This is a genomic window from Stenotrophomonas lacuserhaii, from assembly GCF_014836545.1.
Lineage (GTDB): Bacteria > Pseudomonadota > Gammaproteobacteria > Xanthomonadales > Xanthomonadaceae > Stenotrophomonas > Stenotrophomonas lacuserhaii.
This window is the reverse complement of the sequence record NZ_JACSQS010000012.1, coordinates 119,482-127,989: the sequence shown is the minus strand read 5'-3', so window position 1 is coordinate 127,989 and position 8,508 is coordinate 119,482. Positions and strand designations below refer to the sequence as shown.

Here is an 8,508-nt window from a genome sequence, read left to right as displayed (position 1 = left end):
CGTCTTTTCGCATGGATGCGAAAAGCGAGCCTCCATGGACGGATTCACGGCGTGTCCTGCACAGCCACCCCGCCCCACCAAACCCTCAGCCCTGCAGCTGTTGACCTTGCCGTTGCCGTCGGCTTCGAAGCCGCGCGCACGCGCAGTAACTTCACCCGCCCTAGACCGGTCGATGAATAGGCTGGCGGTCCCTGAAACCCTGATCCTGGAGCGCGCCATGAAGATCCGCACCCTGACCACGTCCCTGTTGGCCTCCGCGCTGGTTCTCGGCCTGGCCGCCTGCAAGGGCCCCGAAGCCGAACAGGCGCGACAGGATGCCGCCCAGGCCGCCGACAGCGCCGGCGTCGCCGCGCGCGATGCCGTTGATCGCGCCGCCGCCGCGACCCGCGATGCCACCGATGACGCCGCCGCCGCCTCCCGCGAGGCCGCCGCCGATACCCAGCAGGCACTGGACCGCGCAGCGGATTCGACCGCCGCTGCGGCAGCTGAAGCCAAGGTTGCCGCCAAGGATGCGGCCGCCAATGCCAGCGAAGCCACCGCCACCGCAGCCCAGAACGTGGCCGACAAGGCCCGCGACGTGGCCGACGACGCCAAGGACAACGCCGACCACAGCCAGCACTGATCGGTCCCCCTTCCACCTGGCGGGCGCCGGCGCAGGCCGGCGCCTTTCTTTTTGCCCCGGCTCAGGGCAGCGCGCGTGCCAGCATCGCCGCGCTGTCGATCCCCAGCGGCAACGTGCCGAAGGCCAGGCCGTGTTCACCGCCCAGCCGGCTGCGCACGAACGTGGCCGCGAACGGACTGCCCGCACGCAGCAGAATCGAGCCCTGCAGCAGCAGCGCCAGCCGCTCGCAGTACACACGCGCCAGCGCCGGCTCCGGTGGCAGCGCGTTCCACCAGCGCGACATCGCCTCGTCGAAGGTCGCATCCAGTCCACTGCCTGCCAGCAGTTCCTCATGCAGTGCCTGCAACGCCGCCGGCTCGCGCTGCAGCGCACGCAGTACGTCCAGGCACTGGATGTTGCCGCTGCCTTCCCATATCGAATTGAGCGGCGCCTGGCGGTACAGCCGCGGCAGCATCGACTCTTCCACGTAGCCCGCTCCGCCCAGGCATTCCTGCGCCTCATTGACGAACGCCGCCGCGCGCTTGCATACCCAGTACTTGCCCAGCGCGGTGCCGACCCGTGCCAACAGGGCCTGGCGCGGGTCGCGCGCGGCGCGGTCCACCGCCGCCGCCACATGCAGGGCCAGCGCGGTCGCCGCTTCGGATTCCAGTGCCAGGTCGGCGAGCACGTTGGCCATCAGCGGGTGGTCACACAGGCGTTGTCCGAAGGTGTGCCGATGACGCGCGTGGTGCAGCGCCTGCGCCAGCGCCATGCGCATTTCCGCGGCAGCGCCAAGCATGCAGTCCAGCCGGGTCATCATCACCATGTGGATGATGGTTGCCACGCCGCGCCCTTCCTCGCCCACCCGCCACGCCTGGGCGCCGGTGAATTCCACCTCGCTGGAGGCGTTGGACCAGTCGCCAAGCTTGTCCTTCAACCGCATCAACTGGAAAGCGTTGCGGTTGCCATCGGCCAGCCGCCGCGGCATCAGCAGGCAGGTCAGGCCTGCCGGCGCCTGTGCCAGTACCAGGAAGCCGTCGGACATCGGTGCGGAGAAGAACCACTTGTGCCCGACCAACCGATAGCTGCCATCCGCGCCGGGCTCGGCGACGGTGGCATTGGCGCGAACATCCGATCCGCCCTGCTTCTCGGTCATGCCCATGCCCAGGGTGATGCCGACCTTGTCGGCGATCGGCACATCGCGCGGGTCGTACACCGGCGCGGCCGCCTTGCGCGCCCACTCCGACAGCACCGGATGGTCGGCCAGCACCGCCACCGCGGCGTGGGTCATGGTCAGCGGGCAGCTGGTCCCGGCCTCGGCCTGGTGGTGCAGGTAACTCAGCGCGGCGCGCGCCACGTGCGCACCAGGCTGCGGCTCATGCCAGGACAGCCCGGCCACGCCGTGTTCCTTGGCCGTGTGCAGCAACTGGTGGTACGCCGGATGAAACTCGACGGTGTCGATGCGGTGGCCTTGCGCATCGTGGGTGCGCAGGCGCGGTCGATCGCGGTTGGCATCGAAGCCGAGCCCGTACAGCGCATCGCCTGCGAGCCGTCCGTACGCGGCCAGGCGACCGGCGAAGGAGGACGCCCCGCCCCGGTCCACCGCTTCCACCAGCGCCGCATCATCGGCCCACAGGTGGCGCCCGGCGAACGCGGGCGGCTGGTTCTGCACGAGGTGGGTCTGGAACGGTGCTGCTTGGTCGCGCATGGTGGAACGCCTCCTTGGCCGCATGTCCCTTGATTCTGCCCCAGCGCGGGAGGGGCTGCTGTTCAGGCGGATTCTCACCTCCTGCACGAATGGCCCGGCACAGTGATGGCATGAGCAGACGCGACGATCTGGTGGTGCTGCGTCCGGAAGGACTGTACTGCCCCGCTGGCGATTTCCACATCGATCCATGGCGCCCGGTAGCGCGCGCGGTGATCACCCATGGTCACGGTGACCATGCCCGCGGCGGCATGCAGGAATACCACTGCAGCCCGTCCAGCGAAGCCATCCTGCGCTGGCGGCTGGGCGAGGTACGCATCCACACCCACCGCTGGGGCGTGCCGTTCCGGATGGGCGGGGTGGAGGTCTCGCTGCATTCGGCCGGCCACGTGCTGGGTTCGGCACAGGTGCGCATCGACGACGGCGAGCAGGTCTGGGTGGCCTCCGGTGACTACAAGCGCCAGCCCGATCCCACCTGCGATCCGTTCGAGGTGGTGCCCTGCGATACGTTCATCACCGAAGCCACGTTCGCCTCGCCGATCTACCGCTGGCCGGATACCTCCGAGGTGGCCGCCGACATCGTCGCCTGGCGCCGCGAATGTGGCGAACGGGGCGAAGCGGCGATCCTTCTTTGCTATGCCTTGGGCAAGGCGCAGCGGGTGCTTGCCGAACTGCTGCCGCTGGACGACCAGCCGGCCTGGCTGCATGGGGCGATCGACAACGGCGTGCAGGTCTATCGCCAGGCCGGCATCCCGATGCTGGCCACCCAGGCGGTGGCCGAACAGGGGCGCCAGCCCGATTCGGCCGGCCGCCTGGTGCTGGCCCCGCCTTCGGCTGCAGGAACGCCGTGGGTGCGCCGCTTCGGGCGCCACCAGCTCGGGTTTGCCTCCGGCTGGATGCACCTGCGCGGCAACCGCCGCCGTCGCAACGTCGACCGCGGCTTCGTGGTGTCCGACCATGCCGACTGGCCGGCGCTGCTGCAGACCATCGCGCAGACCGGCGCCACCCGGATTATCGCCACCCACGGCAATACCGATGCATTGATCCGCTACCTGCGCGAAAACGGCACCGCCGCCGAAGCCTTCCGCACCGACTACGGGAGCGAGGAATGAAGGCCTTCGCCGATCTGTACCAGCGCCTGGACCGCAGCACCGCCACCGGCGACAAACGCGCCGCGCTGGTCGACTACTTCCGCCACGCGCCAGCGCACGACTCCGCTTGGGCGTTGTACCTGCTGAGCGGCGGCAAGGTCGGCGGCGCCCGTCGCAAGATCGCCGCCAGCGGTGAACTGCGCGCCTGGCTGGTAGACGAATCCGGCCTGCCGGCATGGCTGGTCGAAGACAGCTACGAGCAGGTCGGCGACCTGGCCGAAACGCTGACCCTGCTGGTGGATGAGCCGCGCCAGCCAGCGCCGGATCGCCCCTTGGTGGACTGGATCGAGACCCATCTGCTGGCCGTGGCCAACCAGGACGAATCAGTCCGCCGCGCCGCAGTGGAAACCGGCTGGCGCACGCTGCCTGCGGCGCAGCGGCTGGTCTTCAACAAACTGCTGACCGGCGCGTTGCGGGTCGGCGTATCGCAGCGTCTGGTGCAACAGGCGCTGGCCGAGCTGTCCGGGCTGGATATCGCCCGCATCGCCCAGCGCATGCTCGGCGACTGGGTGCCCTCGCCCACGCTGCTGGCGACGCTGTTGACGCACGAAGAACTGCCGCTGGACCGCCAGCAGCCCTACCCCTTCTTCCTCGCATCGCCACTGGAAGCGGACGTGCAGACGCTGGGTCCGGTCGCCGACTGGCTGCTGGAATGGAAGTGGGATGGCATCCGCCTGCAGCTGCTGCGCCGGCAGGGTGAAGTCGCGCTGTGGTCACGCGGCGAAGAGCGGCTGGACGGGCGTTTTCCGGAAATCGAACAGGCCGCCGCCGCACTTCCCGACGGCTGCGTGATCGACGGTGAGCTGCTGGCCTGGGACGCGCAGGAGGATCTGCCGCGTGCCTTCACCGCCCTGCAGACGCGCATCCAGCGGCGCAAGCCGGGGCCGGCGACGCTGCGCAGCACGCCGGTCCGTGTGCTCGCCTACGATCTGCTGGAAGAAGGCGGCCAAGACCTGCGCAACGTGCCGTTGCAGCAGCGCCGGCAACGCCTGGCTGCGCTGCTCGGCGCGCTGGATGATCCCCGCCTGCAGCTGTCCCCACAGGTCCATGCCGAGGACTGGCAGCACGCGGCCACCCTTCGCGAAGAAGCCCGCGTGCGCGGCGTGGAAGGCCTGATGCTCAAGCGTGCCGATTCGATCTACCAGGCCGGCCGCCGCCGTGGTGACTGGTGGAAGTGGAAGGTGGATCCGCTGACCATCGATGCGGTGCTGCTGTACGCGCAGGCGGGCCATGGGCGGCGCAGCACGTTGTACACCGATTACACCTTCGGGGTCTGGAACGGTGACGAACTGGTGCCGGTCGCCAAGGCCTACTCCGGCCTGGACGACAAGGAAATCCTCGCGCTGGACCGCTGGATCCGCGCCAACACGCGCGAACGCTTCGGCCCGGTGCGCAGCGTGCGTGCCGAACAGGTGTTCGAGCTGGGCTTCGAAGCGGTCAATGTCAGCAAGCGGCACAAGTCCGGCATCGCCGTGCGCTTCCCGCGCATCCTGCGCTGGCGCCAGGACAAGCCCGCCGCCGAAGCCGACCATCTCCAGCAGCTGCAGGCCCTTGCGCGATGACCGCAGCAGAGGCGCTCAAGCGCCTGCAGGGATTCTTCGCCGAGCGCGGCTGGCGGCCGCTGCCGTTCCAGCGCACGATGTGGCGGCACTACCTGGCCGGTCAGTCCGGCCTGCTGCACACGCCCACCGGCAGCGGCAAGACCCTGGCGATGTTCGGCGGCCCGTTGCTGCAGGCGCTGGTCGATCCCCTGCCCGCGCCGGCCCGTCGCAGCGCTGTGCGGCCGTTGCAGGTGCTCTGGGTGACCCCCCTGCGTGCACTGGCCACGGACACCGCACGCGCACTGCAGGCGCCCTTGAAGGCCATTGGGCTGGACTGGCAGGTGGGCCTGCGCAGCGGCGATGCCAGCAGCCGCGACAAACGCCTCGCCCGCGAAGGCCGGTTGGACGTGCTGGTCACCACCCCGGAATCGCTGGCGCTGCTGCTGAGCTACCCCGATACGCTGGCGCGGATGCGCCAGCTGCGCTGCGTGGTGGTGGACGAATGGCATGAACTGCTGGGCAGCAAGCGCGGCGTGCTGCTGCAGCTCAACCTGGCCCTGCTGCGCGACACCGCACCGGCGATGCAGCTGTGGGGCCTGTCGGCCACGCTGGGCAACCTGCAGCAGGCCCGCGAGGTGCTGCTGCCTGATCGTCCGGATGCAGTGACCGTGGAGGGGGCCAGGCCGCGCCCAGTCCGTGTGCGCAGCCTGCTGCCCGAGCCGGGCGAGCGCTTCCCGTGGGCTGGCCACCTGGGACTGGGGCAGCTGCCGCGCGTGCTGCAAGCGCTGATGGGCGCCCGCAGCAGCCTGCTGTTCACCAATACCCGCGCGCAGGCCGAACTCTGGCATCAGGCGCTGGCTGCGGTGTGGCCCGAAGACAGCGCCACCCTGGCGCTGCACCATGGCTCGCTGGATCCCGCATTGCGCCAGCAGGTGGAGGACGGACTGCGCGCCGGCGCCCTGCGCTGCGTGGTCGCCACCTCCAGCCTGGACCTGGGCGTGGATTTCCCGGAAGTGGAACAGGTGCTGCAGCTGGGCAGCCCGAAGGGCGTGGCACGGCTGCGGCAGCGCGCCGGACGCGCGCGGCATCGTCCCGGCGCCAGCGGCGAGATCCTGTGCGTGCCCAGCCACGCACTGGAGCTGGCCGAGTACGCGGCCGCGCGACGCGCCCTCGCCGCGGGCGTGGTCGAGGCACGGCGCCCACTTCGGTTGTCGCTGGACGTGCTGGCCCAGCACTGCATCAGCCGCGCGCTGGCCGGCGGCTTCGACGCCGACGCGCTGCTCGCCCAGGTCCGCCGCACGCATGCGTTCGCGCAACTCAGCGAGGCGCAGTGGCAGGACGTGCTGTTGTTCATCGTGCAGGGCGGACGCGCGCTGTCGCAGTACCCGGATTTCCACAAGGCAGTGCAGGACGAGGATGGCATCTACCGCGTGCACGACCGCCGCCAGGCACTGCGCCATCGCCTTTCCATCGGCACCATCAGCAGCGACGGCAGCGTGCGCGTGCAGTTCCTGCGCGGCGGCAGCCTGGGCGCGGTGGAAGAGCAGTTTGCCGGCCGCCTGCGCCGTGGTGATCGCTTCCAGTTCGCCGGCCGCCTGCTCGAACTGGTACAGCTGAAGGACATGACCGCCTACGTGCGCGTGGCGCGCGGTGGAGAAGGCGTGGTGCCGCGCTGGCAGGGCGGCCAGCTGGCGTTGTCGCCGTCGCTGGGACGCGAACTGGAAGCGGTGCTGGGCGGCGCCGACGACAGCCCGGAATCGCGCTGGCTGGCACCCCTGCTGGCCCTGCAGGAAACCCTGTCGGCGCGGCCTGCGCCGGATCACCTGCTGGTGGAAGACGTGCGTCGTCGCGAAGGCCAGTTCCTGTTCGTGTACCCGTTCGCCGGCCGCCACGTGCATGAAGCGCTTGCTGCGCTGCTGGCGCTGCGCTGCACGCGGCTGCAGCGCAACAGCATCGGCTATGCGGTGAACGACCACGGGCTGGTGCTGGCGCCGGCACTGCCCGTCGAACTGGATGCAACGCAGTGGGCCGGACTGCTGGACCCTGGCGCGCTGCTTGATGACCTGCGTGCGGCGGTCAACCTGGGGGAGCTGGCACGCCGCCAGTTCCGCGGCATCGCGCGGGTGTCGGGCCTGCTGGTACCCAGCCTGCCGGGCGGCATGCCGCGTTCCCTGCGCCAGCTGCAGGCCTCCGCCGGCCTGCTGTACGACGTGCTGCGCGAACACGATCCGGAACACATGCTGCTGCAGCTGGCCGAGCGCGAAGTACTGCATGACAGCCTGGACGTGGACGGACTGCGCGACGCGCTGCAGCGGATGCAGCGCCGCTCGCCGTCGCTGCAGGCGCCGCGCTCGCTGACGCCGCTGGGCTTCCCGCTGTGGGCCGAACGCCTGCGCGGCCAGCTGAGCAACGAAGACTGGCGCACGCGCGTGCTGCGTGCTGCGCAACAACTGGAAAAGCGCAATGCCCGATGATCTTGTCCTGCAGCTGGCCGGCGAAGAGGTGATGCTGCTCGGCGAGCGCGCTCTGCGGATACCGCGACTGCACGCGCTGCTGATCGCCGACCTGCACCTGGGCAAGGCGGACATCTTCCGCCGCGCCGGCATCGCGCTGCCGGTCGGCGGCACCGCCGCCGACCTGCAGCGGCTGCAGCAGCTGGTTGAACGTACTGCCTGCGAGCAGCTGTGGATCCTGGGCGATGTGCTGCACGGCCCGCTGCACCGCGCGCCGTGGTACAGCCAATGGCTGGCCTGGCGCGAGCAGCGGCCCCGGCTTGCGGTCCACGTGGTGCGTGGCAACCACGACCGCGCGCTGTCCGAAGCCGCCCTGCAGGTGCAGGTGCACGAGGAGCAGGCCGCACTGGGCCCGTTCCTGCTGCGCCACGAGCCGGAGCCGGATGCGCAGGCCCACGTGGTTGGCGGCCACCTGCATCCACTGGCCGCGCTGCCGGGGTTGCCGCGTCGGTTGCCGGCCTTCTGGCTGCGCGACCGGGTGACGGTGCTGCCGGCGTTCTCGCAGTTCACGGCGGGGGTGGTGCCGGTGCTGGCGGCCGGCGAGCGGTTGGTCGCATGCGTGGACGCTGCGGCGGTGCTGTTGCCTTCGCGGTAGGTGGGTCGAACGGGTAAGACCCCCTCGCGGGTGGCTGCTGCGAAAAGCTGGTTGCGTGCGTAGCGCCGGGGGGGGGGGTTGTCCGGGACACGCCGCAAGTACGTCCCTGTAGGCTACTGTTCGGCTCCTGCCTCACATTGTCCCGGACAACCCACCCACCCGGCGCCCTGACGGATTCCGGTGGCCGCCCGCCGCGTAAAAAGAAAAAGAAAAGCGGTAGCGCCGACCCGCAAGGTGCCGGTCAGGACGACCGGCATACCCATGTTCGGCGGAATCCATCAGACCCCATTTCCCCACAAAATCCGCCGACCATGGGTCGGCGCTACCGAAGGCTCCATGGCCACCATGGACCTGTCGAAGGTGGGGCGGGGTGGGTTGGCGGGGGCGTTGAGCGCCATGGAT

At 70.1% G+C, this 8,508-nt stretch carries 7 protein-coding genes; 6 read left to right on the top strand and 1 reads right to left on the bottom strand.

The window, feature by feature from the left end; all coding sequences use genetic code 11:
• Positions 1-217 precede the first annotated feature (217 nt).
• Positions 218-622, top strand: coding sequence for a hypothetical protein (locus H9654_RS12425; RefSeq protein ID WP_042613274.1), 405 nt, complete (start codon positions 218-220; stop codon positions 620-622).
• A 61-nt stretch (positions 623-683) separates the two neighbouring features.
• On the opposite strand, the gene H9654_RS12420 is transcribed toward H9654_RS12425, so the two are convergent.
• Positions 684-2,309, bottom strand: a complete 1,626-nt coding sequence (locus H9654_RS12420) for an acyl-CoA dehydrogenase family protein (protein WP_191771079.1) — start codon at positions 2,307-2,309, stop codon at positions 684-686.
• Between the two features lie 110 nt (positions 2,310-2,419).
• On the opposite strand from H9654_RS12420, the gene H9654_RS12415 reads away from it, so the two are divergent.
• From H9654_RS12415 to H9654_RS17810, 5 genes are all read left to right on the top strand, one after another.
• The gene (locus H9654_RS12415; protein WP_191771078.1) at positions 2,420-3,418 is read left to right on the top strand and encodes a ligase-associated DNA damage response exonuclease; all 999 of its coding nucleotides are present in this window, start codon (positions 2,420-2,422) and stop codon (positions 3,416-3,418) included.
• Entirely contained in the window at positions 3,415-5,019 is a 1,605-nt protein-coding gene (locus tag H9654_RS12410) for an ATP-dependent DNA ligase (RefSeq protein WP_191771077.1), read from the top strand. The genes H9654_RS12415 and H9654_RS12410 overlap by 4 nt, the downstream gene beginning before the upstream one ends.
• The gene (locus tag H9654_RS12405; RefSeq protein ID WP_191771076.1) at positions 5,016-7,472 is read left to right on the top strand and encodes a ligase-associated DNA damage response DEXH box helicase; all 2,457 of its coding nucleotides are present in this window, start codon (positions 5,016-5,018) and stop codon (positions 7,470-7,472) included. Before H9654_RS12410 ends, H9654_RS12405 begins: the two co-directional genes overlap by 4 nt.
• Positions 7,462-8,106: a ligase-associated DNA damage response endonuclease PdeM gene (gene pdeM, locus H9654_RS12400; RefSeq protein WP_191771075.1), complete on the top strand. Its 645-nt coding sequence runs from the start codon at positions 7,462-7,464 to the stop codon at positions 8,104-8,106. Before H9654_RS12405 ends, pdeM begins: the two co-directional genes overlap by 11 nt.
• Positions 8,107-8,286: 180 nt before the next feature.
• The coding region (locus H9654_RS17810; protein ID WP_225212032.1) for a hypothetical protein at positions 8,287-8,508 on the top strand (222 nt) is incomplete at its 3' end.

Excerpts from the sequence above, each read along its gene's own strand:
- H9654_RS12425 (WP_042613274.1), top strand. The coding sequence starts at position 218 with ATGAAGATCCGCACCCTGACCACGTCCCTGTTGGCCTCCGCGCTGGTT.
- H9654_RS12420 (WP_191771079.1), bottom strand. The coding sequence starts at position 2,309 with ATGCGCGACCAAGCAGCACCGTTCCAGACCCACCTCGTGCAGAACCAG.
- H9654_RS12415 (WP_191771078.1), top strand. The coding sequence starts at position 2,420 with ATGAGCAGACGCGACGATCTGGTGGTGCTGCGTCCGGAAGGACTGTAC.
- H9654_RS12410 (WP_191771077.1), top strand. The coding sequence starts at position 3,415 with ATGAAGGCCTTCGCCGATCTGTACCAGCGCCTGGACCGCAGCACCGCC.
- H9654_RS12405 (WP_191771076.1), top strand. The coding sequence starts at position 5,016 with ATGACCGCAGCAGAGGCGCTCAAGCGCCTGCAGGGATTCTTCGCCGAG.
- pdeM (WP_191771075.1), top strand. The coding sequence starts at position 7,462 with ATGCCCGATGATCTTGTCCTGCAGCTGGCCGGCGAAGAGGTGATGCTG.